Source organism: Streptomyces sp. NPDC127106, assembly GCF_042677605.1.
Classification (GTDB): Bacteria; Actinomycetota; Actinomycetes; order Streptomycetales; family Streptomycetaceae; genus Streptomyces.
The window spans coordinates 1-14390 of the sequence record NZ_JBHXTC010000045.1 but is presented as its reverse complement, the minus strand read 5'-3'; the positions used below and the strand labels follow the sequence as shown (position 1 = coordinate 14390).

Here is a 14390-nt window from a genome sequence, read left to right as displayed (position 1 = left end):
GAGCCTACGCCCGCGGCCTCCAGGTTCAGACCGCCGATGAGTCATGGACGCTTGCGGACACCCCCACCGCCGCAGGGTTGCCGTCCCGGCCCCACGACGGAGCACCGACGGACTTCGCGGAGCCGGAGGACTTCGACCTGGGCCTGTTCCTGGCGAATGTCCTGGGTGACCCCGCGCGCTGCGAACGGATGTACCTGCCGTCCGCGCAGTAGGCGGCGACCGACCCGGTCGGTGACAGCGAAGGCCGGCGGGCGGACGCGCCGGCGCTGTCACCGGCTGCCGGTATTGAGTTCCGCCCAGACCGTCTTCCACGGCGTCGGGCCGAGCTCCACGCCCCACCGGTCCGCCAGTTCCGCCACGACCGCCAGCCCCTTCCCGCCCGCCTGCGGGTCGGGCAACCGGTCGGCCCGGGTGTCGGTGATCTCGATGCGGAGCGTGCCGGCGACGTCGACGGACAGGGCGAGTCGAAAGTCCCGGCCGGGCACGCGGCCGTGGGTGACCGCGTTGGCGATCAGCTCGGCGATCACTTGCTCCGCCCCGTCGAACCGAACTCCCCAGGAACGGAGTTGCTCGACGGCGAGCAGTCGACCGAGACGGGCCCCGCGGGGCGTGGCGGACAGCTGAAGAACACACGCAGGAAGTTGTGGAATCACGTCACCCAGCGTGGCCGTACGTGCCTACGCTGAACAGCGACGACGCCTGTGCGTACCGCGACTGTCCGGCCGTTGTCCGGTCTTGTCCTGCCTGTCCGCAAGCGCTTCACGGGTACCGGGCGTTGAGTAAGTCGGGCACGTCGGAAGTGGGTGCGCATGAGCGTGGACAGCGACGGAACGGAAGAGCCGGGCTGGGAGGTCGACCCGGAAGACGAACAAGGCGCGGCGGTCGTCGCCGCCGTCGGCCGCCAGCTGAAGGTCTGGCGCGAAACGGCTGGCTTGCGGGTCTCTGACCTCGCCGCCCGGATGGGTTACGGGGAGGACTTGGTCCGCAAGGTCGAGTCAGGCAGGCGCATTCCCCGCCCGGAGTACCTGGACAAGGCGGACGAGGTCCTGCGAGCCGGGGGCCGCATCGCGTCCATGAAGAAGGACGTCGAGCAGGCTCGCTACCCGAAGCGGATTCGAGACCTGGCCAAGCTGGAGGCACGCGCGGTCGAGGTCTTGACGTACGGCAACCACAACCTCCACGGCCTCCTGCAGACGGAGGAGTACGCGCGCGCTCTGTTCGACATGAGGCGCCCCGAATACTCGCCAGGGGAGCTCGACCGGATACTCGCTGCTCGGATGGCCCGCCACTCAGTCTTCGAGCGCCGTCCCGCACCCGCCCTCAGCTTTGTCCAGGAAGAGGTGACGCTCCGGCGGCCAATCGGAGGCAAAATGGCGCTGCGCCGCCAGCTCGAACACTTGTTGGAGATGATCCATTTGCGCAACGTCGAGTTTCAGGTGATGCCGACTGCTCGAGAAGACCACGCGGGCATGGGCGGCCGCATCCAGGTACTGAAGTTCAGTGATGGAACGGCAGTTGGTCGTTCGGACGGCGCCTTCTACGGACGAACGGTCTCCGACCCGAAGCAACTCCAAGTCCTCGAACTGCGCTATGGCATCATCCGAGCTCAGGCTCTCACGCCCCGGGAGTCGCGTGCCTTCATCAAGCACATGCTGGGAGAAACATGATCCACGCACTGGACTGGTTCAAAAGCAGCTACAGCGACAGCAGCGAAGGCGACGACTGCGTCCAAGTCGCATGGGCGAAAAGCAGCTACAGCGACAGCGGTGACATCAACGACTGCGTCGAAGTAGGGCGCACCCCCGCCGCCGTCCTCGTCCGGGACTCCAAGGACACCACGATCCCGCACCTCACCTTCTCCCCCACCGCCTGGGCCGGTCTGCTCACCCTGGCTCGGCGATAGCAGCTTGCCGGAGCGGGGGGCGGAAGGGCCAGGACCCGGCCGTATGTGAAGTGGTCCCCCAGGCCGTCCCTCCCCCGGGGGCCGCCCGACAGTCCTTGTCGTTCCGGGTCGGGCGTCGGGGTCAAGGGTGGCCGGAGGCCATCGCGCAGCGACGCGACCGGAGGGAGCGCCCTTGAGGCCGGCGCCCGGCACGGGATGACACTGGGACTGACGGGCAGCCCCCGGGCACCGTCACACCGCCGCCCGAGCGCAGCCCGCCCACGTACGGGGTACGGGACCGGACCCGCAGCAGTGCCACGGGCCCGGTCTCTGTCCGCTCCGACCGTCAGACGCGGTCCGCCGCGATCAGGACGTACTGGAACGAGCCGTCCTCGTAGGACTTGATGAACGCCTCCTCGATCCCGGTCACCAGGGACGACGTGGCGCGCAGCTTCCAGTACGGCAGCGTCTCCGGCGTCAGGTCGATGATCGCCTGCGGAACGAGGCGGTTGTCGGCCATGGCGCGCAGGTACTCCCGCCGCGAGTGGATGTTGCACTCGAAGTGGGCGTTGATCTGCGAGACCCACTTCGACGGCTGCCCGTAGCGCGGGTTCCAGCAGCCGGTGATGGTGACGTAGCGGCCGCCGACGGCGAGGACGCGGGAGTGCTCGGCCATGAGGTCGTGCAGGTCGACGTACATGCTGGACTCGTTGTTCCACGAGGCGGCGGCCTGGCCGGTCTCGAAGGGCGTGTCGAGCATGTTGCAGACGCGGGAGTGGACGGAGTCCGCGATGCCCAGCTCCCGTGCACGGTTGTTGCCGAAGTCGGCCTGCTTGGCCGACAACGTCACGCCCTCGACCTTGCAGCCGAATCGCTGGTGGGCCATGACCATGGTGCCGCCGCGGCCGCAGCCCGCGTCGATGAGGAGGTCGTCGCGGCCGATGGCGCCGAGGTTGTCGAGGAGGACATCCGTCTGGGCCGACTCCAGGCGGTGGAGTTCGGCGATCAGCTTCTTCTCGTACGCGCTGTCGGCGGGGTCACCGAGGGCCTCGTGGTCGATGGCGCCGATGCCGTAGTGGTGGTGGTAAAGGCCGTCGACGTCGCCGAGGCGCAGGTTCACGGGCCTGGCCTCTTCGTTCCAGTAACGGGCGATGTCGCCCTGGTAGGGGGTCGCCGGGGCGGGGATGAAGGTGGTGGCGGCGGCGGTGTCGGTGGAGGCGGGAAGGTCGACGCTCGTCATGGGTAAATCCATTCTGCTTACCAAAAGTCGGGCAGGGTGTAGCGATAGGTGTTGGTCATGTGCCAGTAGTGGTTGCCGTCGACCCATACGGCCACGCCGCGCAGGAAGCGCACGACGCGCGGGTCGGGGCAGGCGGCGGCCAATTCGGCGGAGGCGGCCTCGAACTCGTGCATGAGGTCGTTGTGGACCTCGACGGCCTTCAGGTAGGCGTCCTTGTCGGAGAGGCCCTCGCGTTCGGCGATCACCACGGGCAGGTTCAAGTGCTTGCCGCGGGCACTGAGTTCCTTGGTGTACGAGTACAGGTCGTTGGAGATGGTGGTGGCGTTCCCCGCGAGCGCGATCACCCGCTGCATGGCGGGCAGGGCGTGGAGGTCCGCGGGGAGTTCGTAGCCGCCGACCGTGTCGGTGATGGTGGGACACGGGCGGAAGTTGTTGAACTGCCGCATCGCCAGGTACTCGGACACCTCCGGGACGTAGTCCGTCTCGGCCCAGGCGGCCTCCGCGAGGTAGCCCATGTGGAGGCGGGCCATGTCGTGCCGGAACCGGTCGGCCTGGGACGGGGTGGCCGCCCGGACGAAGTACTCCATGGCGGAGCGGTAGGAGCGCCGCGGGGCGTCCGAGTGCAGCGACTCCGCCCACGCCGGCTGGTACTCGCTCGTCGTGTGGACGGGGTCGAGGGCGGTGTGCGCCATCAGGAGCCTGCCGCCCAGGCCGACCGGCGTGCCGCCGTGGTCCTCGCAGTAGATGTCGTCGACGACGTTCTCGGCGACCATCAGCCGCGTGGCCAGCATCAGGTGGTCGACGGTCGGCGCGTCCGGGTGGCAGGCGACCATGTAGCGGCCCACGGAGAAGCCGTCGAACTGGTCCTCCCAGTCCGGGGGGTACGCCTGGACCTCGTCCACCGCCCACCGCTTGATCCGGTGGCTGACCTCCGCGACGCGGGCCGGGTCGGGTTCCGGCACGGGGTGGTAGTAGAGGCCCGGGATCGGCCGGCCCTCCGCCGGGGCGGCCGGCTCCGGCAGCGCGGGCAGGTCCGACGCTGCGGGCAGGTCCGACGCAGCCGGCAGCTCCGCCCGCCGCCCGAAGTGCAGGCTCGTCGTGCCCAGGCCGCTGGGGCCGGCCAGGATCCTCGTCAGCTCCCGGCCCGGCTCCGGCGCCAGATCCGGCTCAGCCGCCGGCGCCGGCCCCGGGACCGGTGCCGACATCGGCCCCGGCAGCGAAACCGACACCGGAACCGGAACCGGAACCGCTGCCGCGTCCGCGGCGCGGCCTACGTGCAGCAGGGGTGGCCCGGAGGGCAGTCCGGGCCGGCCCGCGGGCGCGCCGCGGCCGAGGCCGTACGCCGCGGCGGCGACGGGCGGGCTCGACTGCAGAGGGGAAGGCCCAGGGTCGGGCATCCGTGTCTCCTTGGTGAGTGGTGGGACTGTCCCGGATCCCGGGCGCGCCCGGCCGGCCCGGACGGGTCCGGGCGGCCGGTGCCGCCGGGTGTGGAGGCGGGCGCAGGCACAGACCCGGGCACCGAACCGGGCTCGGGCGCGGAATGGGGCACGGGCGCGGAATCGGCTCGGGCGCGGAATCAGGCAGGGGCGCGGGCCGATGCGGGATCGAGCGGCCCGTGGCCCTGGCCCGTGACCCTGGCCCGTGACCCTGGCCGTGGCCCTGGCCCGTGGGTGGGCCCTCAGCCCTGCTTGCGGGCGATCTGTACGTTCTCCAGCACGCCGAGGGCGTCGGGCACCAGGACGGCGGCGGAGTAGTAGGCCGTGACCAGGTAGGAGATGATCGACTTCTCGTCGATGCCCATGAACCGCACCGACAGGCCCGGCTCGTACTCCTCCGGCAGGCCGGTCTGGCGCAGGCCGATGACGCCCTGGTTCTCCTCGCCGGTACGCATGGCGATGATGGAGCTGGTGTTCTCCTTGCTGATCGGGATCTTGTTGCAAGGGAGGATCGGGACGCCGCGCCAGGCCGGCACGGACTGGCCGCCCAGGTCGACGTGGTCCGGGTAGAGACCGCGGGCGTTGAACTCGCGGCCGATCGCCGCGATCGTCTTGGGGTGGGCCAGGATGAGCTTGGTGCCGCGGCGGCGGCAGAGCAGCTCGTCCAGGTCGTCGGGGGTGGGCGGGCCGGAGTGGGTCTGGATCCGCTGCTTGAAGTCGGCGTTGTGGAGGAGGCCGAACTCGCGGTTGTTGATCAGCTCGTGCTCCTGGCGCTCGCGCAGCGCCTCGATGGTGAGCCTGAGCTGCTCCTCCGTCTGGTTCATCGGCCCGTTGTAGAGGTCGGCGACCCTCGTGTGGATCCGGAGCACGGTCTGCGCGATGGAGAGCTCGTACTCGCGCGGGTGGAGCTCGTAGTCGACGAAGGTGCCGGGCAGCTCGGGCTCGCCGGTGTGGCCGGACGACATCGCGATCTCGGCCTCGCCGTGACGGTTCTGCCGCTGGTGCGGGAGCGCGGTGAACCGTTCGATGTGGCTGCGCAGGGCCGGCGCCGAGGACATGACGGCCTCGAAGTCGGCGCGGGAGAGGGTGAGCAGGGTGCCGGGGGTCTCGGCGGTGGCCGTGTAGTCCCAGGTGCCCTGGCCGTCCAGCAGGGCGTGCTCGCCGAAGCGGTCGCCGTCGGCGAGGACGGAGACGGCGACCTCGTCACCGTACTTGCCTTCGCCGGTCTGGCTGACCCGACCGTGGGCGATCAGGTGGATGTGCTCGGCACGGCCGCCGCGTTCCACCAGCACCTCGCCGGCGCGGAAGTCGCGCTGGACGCACCGGCCGGCGATCGCGGTCAGCACCTCGGGGTCGTCGAAGCCGCGCAGCATGGCCAGTTCGTTGAGCTCGCGGGGGATCACCCGGACCGTTGCGCCGTCCTGGACGAACTCGATCTGCCCGTCGCCGACCGTGTAGCTGAGCCTGCGGTTCACCCGGTAGGCGCCGCCCTTGGTCTCGACCCAGGGGAGCGTCTTCAGCAGCCAGCGGGAGGTGATCTCCTGCATCTGCGGGGCGGACTTGGTGGTGGTGGCGAGGTTGCGGGCAGCTGCCGTGCCCAGGCTGGTCTGCTGCGGGGGTTCCAGCTGCGTCTCGGGGCTGCTGTCAACGGTCATCGACGAGCTCTCCTTCGCAAGGGGCGGTGACCGGCGCGTACCCGCACGTCACCGGTGAAAGAGGAGGAAAAGGGGGCGTATATCCGGGAATCCGGCCAATCCCGGGGAACAGTAACGGGCTGCTACACCCGCTGCGCCCTCTGACGGGGCGAGAGTCCCCCAATGCGGTGATCTTGGCCCGGTTGACGTTTACGGACCGGTGGCGATTCGGCCGCCGAGCGGCCTGATCGCACCCCCCGCACATCCCCTGCGCCTCTGCATCCCCCGCGCCCTCTACAGCCCCTGCCCCCGCACTCCCCGCACCACCCCCCGCACCCCCCGCACCCCCAGCACCCGCACCCCGCACCCCGCACCCCCCACGGAGTACGCGCTACCGTCCCGGCCCTTCCCCCCGCGACGGCAGGGATTTAATCTGACGGGCCATCAGCCAAGCAGGCTTCCCGCTCCGGAAGGCGATCGCGCATGCTGCTGCAAGGGAAGACCGTCATCGTCTCCGGCGTCGGGGCCGGGCTCGGCCACCAGGTCGCCGCAGCCGTCGTACGGGACGGCGGACAGGCCGTGCTCGGCGCGCGGACCGAGGCGAATCTGGCCAAATCCGCCGCCGAGATCGACCCCGACGGCACCCACACCGCCTACCGGGCCACCGACATCACCGACGAGCGCCAGTGCGGGGCGCTGGCCGCCCTCGCGGTCGAGCGGTTCGGCGGAATCGACGCCGTCGTCCACGTCGCCGCCTGGGACTCCCACTTCGGCGGCCTCGAAGACGCCGACTTCGGCACCTGGGCGCAGGTCCTCGACGTCAACCTGCTCGGCACCCTCCGCATGACCCGTGCCTGCCTGCCCGCCCTCAAGCAGCGCGGCGGCTCCGTCGTCATCATCGGCACGCAGTCCGCCGTGGCCGCGCCCAACGAGGTGCAGCAGGCCGCGTACGCCGCGTCCAAGGGCGCCCTCACCTCCGCCATGTACTCCATGGCCCGCGAGCTCGGCCCGCACCGGATCCGCGTCAACACCGTGCTGCCCGGCTGGATGTGGGGGCCGCCCGTGCAGGCCTTCGTCACCTTCACCGCGCACTCCGAGGGCGTCCCCGAAGCCGAGGTCCGCGCCCGGCTCGCCGCCCGTACGGCCCTGCCCGACCTCGCCACCGACGGGGACGTCGCCGACGCCGCCGCGTTCCTCGCCTCCGACCGGGCACGGTCGATAACCGGCCAATCCCTGCTGGTCAACGCCGGTGAGCTGATGCGGTGAGCGCCGGTCGGCACCCCGCCGACGGGCTACTGGATCGTATGCTCACCGCATGACCCCTGCGAGTGACGCCCCGACCCAGAACGCGATGCGCCGCGCGCTCCGGCGTGCCCGGGACGGCGTCGCGCTCGACGCGACCGAGGCAGCCGTACTGCTCCAGGCGCGCGGCGAGGACCTGGAGGACCTCGCCGGTTCCGCCGCGCGCGTCCGCGACGCCGGACTCGCGGCGGCCGGCCGGCCCGGCGTGATCACGTACTCGAAGAGCGTCTTCATACCCCTCACGCGGCTCTGCCGCGACAAATGCCACTACTGCACCTTCGTCACCGTCCCCGGGAAGCTGCGCCGCGCCGGGCACGGGATGTACATGTCGCCGGACGAGGTCCTCGACATCGCCCGCCGCGGCGCCGCCCTCGGCTGCAAGGAAGCCCTCATCACCCTCGGGGACAAGCCCGAGGACCGCTGGCCCGAGGCCCGCGAATGGCTGGAAGCGCACGGCTACGACGACACCATCTCCTACGTCCGCGCCATCTCCATCCGGATCCTGGAGGAGACCGGCCTGCTGCCGCACCTCAACCCGGGTGTGCTGAGTTGGGCGGACTTCCAGCGGCTCAAGCCGGTCGCCCCGTCCATGGGCATGATGCTGGAGACCACCGCGACCCGCCTGTGGTCGGAGCCCGGCGGGCCCCACTACGGCTCTCCCGACAAGGAGCCGGCCGTCCGGCTGCGGGTCCTGGAGGACGCCGGACGCTCGTCCGTCCCCTTCACCTCCGGCCTGCTGATCGGCATCGGGGAGACCTACGAGGAGCGCGCCGAGTCGCTGTTCGCGCTCCGGCGCACGGCCCGCGCGTACCACGGCATCCAGGAACTGATCATCCAGAACTTCCGCGCCAAGCCGGATACGGCGATGCGCGGCATGCCGGACGCCGACCTCGACGACCTCGTCGCGACCATCGCCGTGGCCCGGCACATCATGGGCCCGTCGGCCTGCCTCCAGGCCCCGCCGAACCTGGTCGACGGGGAGTACGCCCGCATCGTCGGCGCCGGCATCGACGACTGGGGCGGGGTCTCCCCGCTGACCATCGACCACGTCAACCCCGAGCGGCCCTGGCCGCAGATCGAGCGGCTCGCCGAGCAGTCCGCGGCCGCCGGCTTCGAGCTGCGGGAACGGCTCTGCGTCTACCCGGAGTTCGTCCGGCGCGGCGAACCCTGGCTCGACCCCCGCCTGCTGCCGCACGTCGAGGCCCTCGCCGACCCGGAGACCGGCCTCGCCCGGCCCGACGCCGAGGTCGTCGGGCGGCCGTGGCAGGAGCCGGAGGAGGCGTTCACCGCCACCGGGCGCACCGACCTGCACACCGCCGTCGACACCGAGGGCCGCACCGGCGACCGCCGCGAGGACTTCGACCACGTCTACGGCGACTGGGACGCCCTGCGCGAGGCCGCCGCACCCGGCATGGCCCCGGAGCGCATCGACACCGACGTACGGGCGGCCCTCGCCCAGGCCGCCGACGACCCCACGAGGCTCACCGACGACCAGGCGCTGGCCCTGCTGCACGCGGACGGGCCGGCGCTGGACGCGCTGTGCCGGATCGCGGACGAGCTGCGCAGGGCGGTGGTGGGCGAGGACGTCACGTACATCGTCACGCGGAACATCAACTTCACGAACGTCTGCTACACCGGCTGCCGTTTCTGCGCGTTCGCGCAGCGCCGCACCGACGCCGACGCGTACACGCTGTCGCTGGAGCAGGTCGCCGACCGGGCCGCACAGGCCTGGGACGTGGGCGCGGTCGAGGTGTGCATGCAGGGCGGCATCCACCCGGACCTGCCGGGGACGGCGTACTTCGACATCGCGCGGGCGGTGAAGGAGCGGGTGCCGGGCATGCACGTGCACGCCTTCTCCCCGATGGAGGTCGTCAACGGCGCCACCCGCACCGGCATGTCCGTACGGGACTGGCTGACCGCGGCGAAGGAGGCCGGGCTGGACTCCATTCCGGGGACGGCGGCGGAGATCCTCGACGACGAGGTCCGCTGGGTCCTCACCAAGGGCAAGCTGCCGACGGCGGACTGGATCGACGTCGTCACCACCGCGCACGAGCTCGGCATCCGGTCCTCCTCGACCATGATGTACGGGCACGTGGACCAGCCGCGGCACTGGCTGGGGCACCTGCGCACGCTGGCCCGCATCCAGCAGCAGACGGGCGGGTTCACCGAGTTCGTGACGCTGCCGTTCATCCACACCAACGCGCCCGTGTACCTGGCGGGCATCGCCCGGCCCGGCCCGACGGTCCGCGACAACCGGGCCGTGACGGCGATGGCCCGGCTGCTGCTGCACCCGCACATCACCAACATCCAGACGAGCTGGGTGAAGCTGGGCTCGGAGGGCGCGGCGGAAATGCTCCGCTCGGGCGCCAACGACCTCGGCGGGACCCTGATGGAGGAGACCATCTCCCGGATGGCGGGGTCGAGTTACGGCTCGTACAAGTCCGTCAAGGACCTGGTCGCGGTCGCCGCGGCCGCCGGGCGGCCGGCCCGGCCCCGTACGACGCTGTACGGGGAGGTGCCGCAGGAGCGGCAGCGCGCGGCGGCGGCCTCGGACGGGCACCTGCCGGAGCTGCTGCCCGTACTGGACTGAGGCGGGCCGCCGCGGGGCCGGCGGTCAGCCGACGAGGAGGTCCTTCCTCAGCTGCTTCAGCTCGCGGGCGTCGATGCCGAGGCCCGCGCCGAGGTAGCGGTCGAAGGTGCCGTACTTCGCCTCGACCTCGGCGTAGCCGGAGTCGAGGTACTCGGGTCGGACGTCGAGCATCGGCTTGTAGACGGCCGCCTGCTGGGCCGGCAGGTGCGACAGGATCGCGTCGTTGGCCGCCTTGCGGTAGTCGTTGCTGGCCAGGTAGTCGGCCAGCACGGTCTCGCGCGGCACGCCGAGGGCGGTGAGCAGGGTCGCGCCGGCCCAGCCGGTGCGGTCCTTGCCGGCGGTGCAGTGGAAGAGGAGGGCGCGGTCACGGTCGCGCTGCACACCCTCGAAGACCTGGCCGTACGCCTTCTTGCCGCCTTCGCCGGAGACCATGGCCTTCTCGGCGTCGACCATGGCCTTGACCGCCTCGTCGGGGGTCCTGGGCATGGTCTGGAAGGAGCCGGAGCCGGCGAAGACGTCGGCGACGGTGTAGGTGGCGCCCGCCGGGACCTTGTCGGGGTCCTTGGCCCGCTCGCTCTCCATGCGGAGGTCGAAGACGCTGCGGACGCCCAGGCGGCGGAGCTTGGCCAGGTCGTTCTCGGTCAGCTCGTCCAGGGCGTCGGAGCGGTAGACCTCGCCCATCTTGACCCACTGGCCGGTGGTGGTGCGGTAACCGCCGGCGTCACGGAAGTTGACGGCGCCTTCGAGCGTGATGAGGCGGTCGGCGAGGTGCAGGGAGCCACCGCGGTCGGGGTCGAAGTCGAACCACTGGCGGTCGGCGGCGGGCAGGCCGGTGACCAATGCCCGGCCCTCGGCGCCGCCCCGGGCGACGACCTTGCCGCCGGCCTTGACCAGGACGCGACGGACTCCGGGGGCCTTCCAGGTCAGGGTGTACGTGCCGGTGGTGGCGCCGGCGGTGACGGTGGCTTCGGTGAACGGGATGGCGGTACGGCTGTGGTGGTGGCCGAGCCAGGGCAGGTCCCAGTCGGCGGAGGCGGGGACGGCGGTGGCGGCCGGGGCGGCGGCCAGGGATGCGGTGAGCGCGGCGGTGACGGCGGCCGTCGCGAGGAGTGCCTTCTTCATGCCGCCGAGGCTCCGGGCGGGCGGGGAACACCGCGTGAACGTGACATGGCTGGAAACGGCCGACCCGAAGGCAAGTGGCAAAACGTGCCACTAACGCATCACCGCACATCGGACACCCCCCGGCCGCGGGCGCCCGCGCCCACCACACCACACAATCCGGCCTTTCTCTCCTCACTTACGGGCCTCTTGATCGCCTTCCTCCGGCTCTGATCAGGCATGTCCACTACAGTGCGCGCCAGAACACGCGGGGCAGTCGGGGGGCAGCACGATGGACACGGCAACCAACACCGGGACGAACACCACCGCAGCGACGCCACCGGCCCGCCCGGCCGGCGGCACCCTCGGCGGCCGGTCCCCCCTCGCCACCGGCCTCTGGGGCCGCACCGAACAGCAGGACTTCCGCAGCCGCGTCCGCGGCACCCTCCTCGGCTCCGCCATCGGCGACGCCCTCGGCGCCCCCGTCGCCGGACTCTCCCTCGACGGCATCCGCGACGCCCACGGCCCCGCCGGCCTCACGGAACCCGCGGACGGCCACCGCGGCCGCGTCAGCTCCTGCACCCAGCTCACCCTCTTCACCGTCGACGGCCTGATCCGCGCCCACGTACGCCGCGACACCGGCGCCTGGCACCCGCCCACCGACGTGCACCGCGCCTACCTGCGCTGGAACGCCACCCAGCACGACTGGGGCCCCGACGAACGCCGCGAGGACGACGGCTGGCTCGCCCGCCAGGAATGGCTCTACGCCCGCCGCAGCCCCGGCCGCGCCTGCCTGACCGGCTTCGCCGACGCCACCCGCGGCACCCTCGACCGGCCCAAGAACCCCACCGCCCGCGACGCCGCCGCCACCACCCGCTCGGCCCCCTTCGGACTGCTGGTCGGCTGGGAGCCCGCCCTCGTCCTCCAACTCGCCGTCGAATGCGCCGTCCAGAGCCACGGCCACCCCACCGCCTACCTCTCCGCAGCCGCCTTCGCCGTCATCGTCCACGGCCTCACCCGCGGCGACACCCTCGACACCGCCGTCCAGCGCACCCTCGGCCTCCTCGGCAGCCGCTCAGACCACCAGCCGATCACCGACGCCCTTCAACGCGCCCTCACCGCCGCCACCTCCACCCACACCCCCTCCGCCAAAACCGTCGCCTCCCTCTCCCCCGGCGAAAACGGCGACGCCGAGGACACCCTGGCCGTCGCCGTCTACTGCGCCCTGGTCGCCGAGGACGCTCCCCATGGCCTGCGCCTGGCCGTCAACCACGGCGGCGACTCCTCCGCCACCGGCGCCCTGTGCGGGGCCCTCCTCGGCGCCCTCCACGGCGAGACCGCCCTCCCGGCCGCCTGGCTCGCCGACCTGGAAGGCCGCGCCACCCTCCTGGAGCTCGCCGACGACTTCGCCCTGGAGATGACCCAGGGCCCGACCCTCCACGGCCCCGGCGTCTCCGCCCCGGCCTGGCTGGCCCGCTACCCGCGCGCCTGACCCGGCCCGGCCCCCTGCCGCCGACCGGCAGATCCCCGTACCGTGGCCTCACCCGTCACGGAGGTGCCCTCGCCCATGCGGATCGCCACGACCGTCTTCCTGACCGACCGGACCGTCACCCCCGTCCGCCTCGCCCGCAGCCTGGAGGAACGCGGCTTCGCCGGCCTCTACCTGCCCGAGCACACCCACATCCCCGTCTCCCGGGACACCGCGGCCCCCATGGGCGGCGACCTCCCCGAAATGTACGGGCGCACCCTCGACCCCTTCGTGGCCCTCGCCCAGGCCGCCGCCGTCACCGAGCGGCTCCGCCTCGGCACCGGCATCACCCTGGTCGCCCAGCACGACCCGATCGTCCTCGCCAAGCAGGTCGCCACCCTGGACCACCTCTCCGGCGGCCGCCTCACCTTCGGCGTCGGCTACGGCTGGAACGTCGAGGAGGCCGCCGACCACGGCGTCGACTGGCGCACCCGCCGCGAACTCGTCCGCGACCGCATGGCGTTGATGCGCGCCTTGTGGGCCCCCGAGCCCGCCGCGTACGTCGGCCAGTACTCCTCCGTCCGGGCCAGCCAGGCCCACCCCAAGCCCGCCCAACCCCCGCGCGAACTCAGCCCCGGCCAGCCCCTCCACGGCCCGCGCACCCTCCTCGGCGGCGCCGCCGGCGCCAAGCTGTTCGCAGCCATCGCCGACCACGCCGACGGCTGGCTCCCCATCGGCGGCGGAGGCCTGACCGAATCCCTACCGGTCCTGCGCCAGGTCTGGGAGGCCGCCGGCCGCGACCCGAAGTCCCTCCACGTCGTCCCGTACGCGGTCCACCCCAACCCGGGCAAGCTCGCGCACTACAGGGACCTGGGCATCGAGGAGGTGGTCCTCCAACTCCCCTCGACGGACGAACCCGAGATCCTCCGCGCCCTGGACACCTACGCCCAGTACCTCTGACCCACCCGGCGTCCGCCGCGGCCGACGGGCCCCTGGTCAACATTCCTTGCAGGTAGGGGCCGCCTCGCTCCCGAACGGGCCGTGATCGCAGAGCGGGGGAGGTCTGGGGACGCTGCGAGGCGCAGCCCAGGCCCCTGCTGCTCTGACGGGGCCGTTTCTGGCTCTCGTACCCCCCTGGCCTCCTTCGAGGGTTCCCGGATGCTCATCCGACCCCGCCCCGCCGAAACCCGGCCCCCACCCCCGTACGCTCCCTGCATGATCACTCCTGGCACACACGTCCGGATCGCCCGCCCCAGCCTTGACCTCGGGGCGGCCGAGCGGTTCTACGTCGACGGTCTGGGGCTTGCCGTGCTGTGGCGCAACAACGAGCCCGAGCCCGGGAAGCACGAGCTGCTCATGGTCGGCCCGGCCGACGGAGGCTGGCACTTCGAGCTCACCCGTGACCCCCGGAACCCGCTCGCGCCCTCCCCCACCGTGGACGACCTCTTCGTCGTCTACCTCGGCGAGCCGCCCGACGAGGCACTCGTCGAGCGGCTCCTCGCCCGCGGCGGCTCCCGGGTCACCGCCCACAACCCGTACTGGGACGAACACGGCGTCACCATCGCCGACCCGGACGGCTACCGCCTCGTCCTCTGCTCCCGCTCCTGGGGGTGAAAGCTGCTACAGGTTTTCTGGTCATTCATATTCACCTCTAGCCGTACGTCTCGAATACCTTGGCCTTGTGAAGCTTTCGGACTGGGCGCGGCAGCAGGGCGTGAGCTACCAGACCGCCTGGCGTTG

The 14390-nt window shown here is 71.8% G+C and carries 13 protein-coding genes; 8 read left to right on the top strand and 5 right to left on the bottom strand.

The genetic code is table 11. The features are described 5' to 3' along the window. The first annotated feature begins 77 nt into the window (after nt 1–77). Complete coding sequence (locus ACFVGY_RS28335; RefSeq protein ID WP_385682156.1) at nt 78–212, top strand: hypothetical protein; 135 nt, start codon at nt 78–80, stop codon at nt 210–212. Nucleotides 213–269: 57 nt separating this feature from the next. On the opposite strand, the gene ACFVGY_RS28330 is transcribed toward ACFVGY_RS28335, so the two are convergent. Continuing rightward, nucleotides 270–662, bottom strand: coding sequence for an ATP-binding protein (locus ACFVGY_RS28330; protein ID WP_385682294.1), 393 nt, complete (start codon nt 660–662; stop codon nt 270–272). 147 nt (nt 663–809) lie between these two features. On the opposite strand from ACFVGY_RS28330, the gene ACFVGY_RS28325 reads away from it, so the two are divergent. Then, on the top strand, nt 810–1667 hold the full coding sequence (locus tag ACFVGY_RS28325) for a helix-turn-helix domain-containing protein (RefSeq protein ID WP_385682153.1): 858 nt from the start codon (nt 810–812) through the stop codon (nt 1665–1667). Then, the gene (locus ACFVGY_RS28320) at nt 1664–1903 is read left to right on the top strand and encodes a DUF397 domain-containing protein (RefSeq protein ID WP_385682150.1); all 240 of its coding nucleotides are present in this window, start codon (nt 1664–1666) and stop codon (nt 1901–1903) included. Before ACFVGY_RS28325 ends, ACFVGY_RS28320 begins: the two co-directional genes overlap by 4 nt. Before the next feature lie 325 nt (nt 1904–2228). On the opposite strand, the gene ACFVGY_RS28315 is transcribed toward ACFVGY_RS28320, so the two are convergent. From ACFVGY_RS28315 to ACFVGY_RS28305, 3 genes are all read right to left on the bottom strand, one after another. After that, a complete protein-coding gene (locus ACFVGY_RS28315; protein ID WP_385682147.1) occupies nt 2229–3122 on the bottom strand; it encodes a geranyl diphosphate 2-C-methyltransferase in 894 nt (297 codons plus the stop codon). A 17-nt stretch (nt 3123–3139) separates the two neighbouring features. Further along, nucleotides 3140–4519 carry a family 2 encapsulin nanocompartment cargo protein terpene cyclase gene (locus ACFVGY_RS28310; protein WP_385682144.1) on the bottom strand — a complete coding sequence of 460 codons (1380 nt, stop codon included), beginning with the start codon at nt 4517–4519 and terminating at the stop codon, nt 3140–3142. A 281-nt stretch (nt 4520–4800) separates the two neighbouring features. After that, entirely contained in the window at nt 4801–6213 is a 1413-nt protein-coding gene (locus ACFVGY_RS28305; protein WP_385682141.1) for a family 2B encapsulin nanocompartment shell protein, read from the bottom strand. A gap of 462 nt (nt 6214–6675) precedes the next feature. Between ACFVGY_RS28305 and ACFVGY_RS28300 the strand changes: the two genes are divergently transcribed. Beyond that, nucleotides 6676–7458, top strand: a complete 783-nt coding sequence (locus ACFVGY_RS28300) for an SDR family oxidoreductase (RefSeq protein ID WP_385682138.1) — start codon at nt 6676–6678, stop codon at nt 7456–7458. A gap of 49 nt (nt 7459–7507) precedes the next feature. Next, nucleotides 7508–10084, top strand: a complete 2577-nt coding sequence (locus ACFVGY_RS28295) for a bifunctional FO biosynthesis protein CofGH (RefSeq protein WP_385682135.1) — start codon at nt 7508–7510, stop codon at nt 10082–10084. A gap of 24 nt (nt 10085–10108) precedes the next feature. Here the strand turns inward: ACFVGY_RS28295 and ACFVGY_RS28290 are convergent, their stop codons facing one another. Further along, nucleotides 10109–11206: a tyrosine-protein phosphatase gene (locus ACFVGY_RS28290; protein WP_385682132.1), complete on the bottom strand. Its 1098-nt coding sequence runs from the start codon at nt 11204–11206 to the stop codon at nt 10109–10111. Between the two features lie 268 nt (nt 11207–11474). On the opposite strand from ACFVGY_RS28290, the gene ACFVGY_RS28285 reads away from it, so the two are divergent. The 3 genes from ACFVGY_RS28285 (at nt 11475) to ACFVGY_RS28275 (ending at nt 14264) form a co-directional block, all read left to right on the top strand. Then, entirely contained in the window at nt 11475–12674 is a 1200-nt protein-coding gene (locus tag ACFVGY_RS28285) for an ADP-ribosylglycohydrolase family protein (RefSeq protein WP_385682129.1), read from the top strand. Nucleotides 12675–12749: 75 nt separating this feature from the next. After that, entirely contained in the window at nt 12750–13610 is an 861-nt protein-coding gene (locus tag ACFVGY_RS28280) for an LLM class F420-dependent oxidoreductase (RefSeq protein ID WP_385682126.1), read from the top strand. Between the two features lie 255 nt (nt 13611–13865). Further along, on the top strand, nt 13866–14264 hold the full coding sequence (locus ACFVGY_RS28275; RefSeq protein WP_385682123.1) for a VOC family protein: 399 nt from the start codon (nt 13866–13868) through the stop codon (nt 14262–14264). The last annotated feature ends 126 nt before the right edge of the window (nt 14265–14390 follow it).

What these genes read in the sequence shown, in the direction of transcription:
- ACFVGY_RS28325 (WP_385682153.1), top strand. Translation starts at nt 810, where the DNA reads ATGAGCGTGGACAGCGACGGAACGGAAGAGCCGGGCTGGGAGGTCGAC.
- ACFVGY_RS28320 (WP_385682150.1), top strand. Translation starts at nt 1,664, where the DNA reads ATGATCCACGCACTGGACTGGTTCAAAAGCAGCTACAGCGACAGCAGC.
- ACFVGY_RS28315 (WP_385682147.1), bottom strand. Translation starts at nt 3,122, where the DNA reads ATGACGAGCGTCGACCTTCCCGCCTCCACCGACACCGCCGCCGCCACC.
- ACFVGY_RS28310 (WP_385682144.1), bottom strand. Translation starts at nt 4,519, where the DNA reads ATGCCCGACCCTGGGCCTTCCCCTCTGCAGTCGAGCCCGCCCGTCGCC.
- ACFVGY_RS28305 (WP_385682141.1), bottom strand. Translation starts at nt 6,213, where the DNA reads ATGACCGTTGACAGCAGCCCCGAGACGCAGCTGGAACCCCCGCAGCAG.
- ACFVGY_RS28300 (WP_385682138.1), top strand. Translation starts at nt 6,676, where the DNA reads ATGCTGCTGCAAGGGAAGACCGTCATCGTCTCCGGCGTCGGGGCCGGG.
- ACFVGY_RS28295 (WP_385682135.1), top strand. Translation starts at nt 7,508, where the DNA reads ATGACCCCTGCGAGTGACGCCCCGACCCAGAACGCGATGCGCCGCGCG.
- ACFVGY_RS28290 (WP_385682132.1), bottom strand. Translation starts at nt 11,206, where the DNA reads ATGAAGAAGGCACTCCTCGCGACGGCCGCCGTCACCGCCGCGCTCACC.
- ACFVGY_RS28285 (WP_385682129.1), top strand. Translation starts at nt 11,475, where the DNA reads ATGGACACGGCAACCAACACCGGGACGAACACCACCGCAGCGACGCCA.
- ACFVGY_RS28280 (WP_385682126.1), top strand. Translation starts at nt 12,750, where the DNA reads ATGCGGATCGCCACGACCGTCTTCCTGACCGACCGGACCGTCACCCCC.
- ACFVGY_RS28275 (WP_385682123.1), top strand. Translation starts at nt 13,866, where the DNA reads ATGATCACTCCTGGCACACACGTCCGGATCGCCCGCCCCAGCCTTGAC.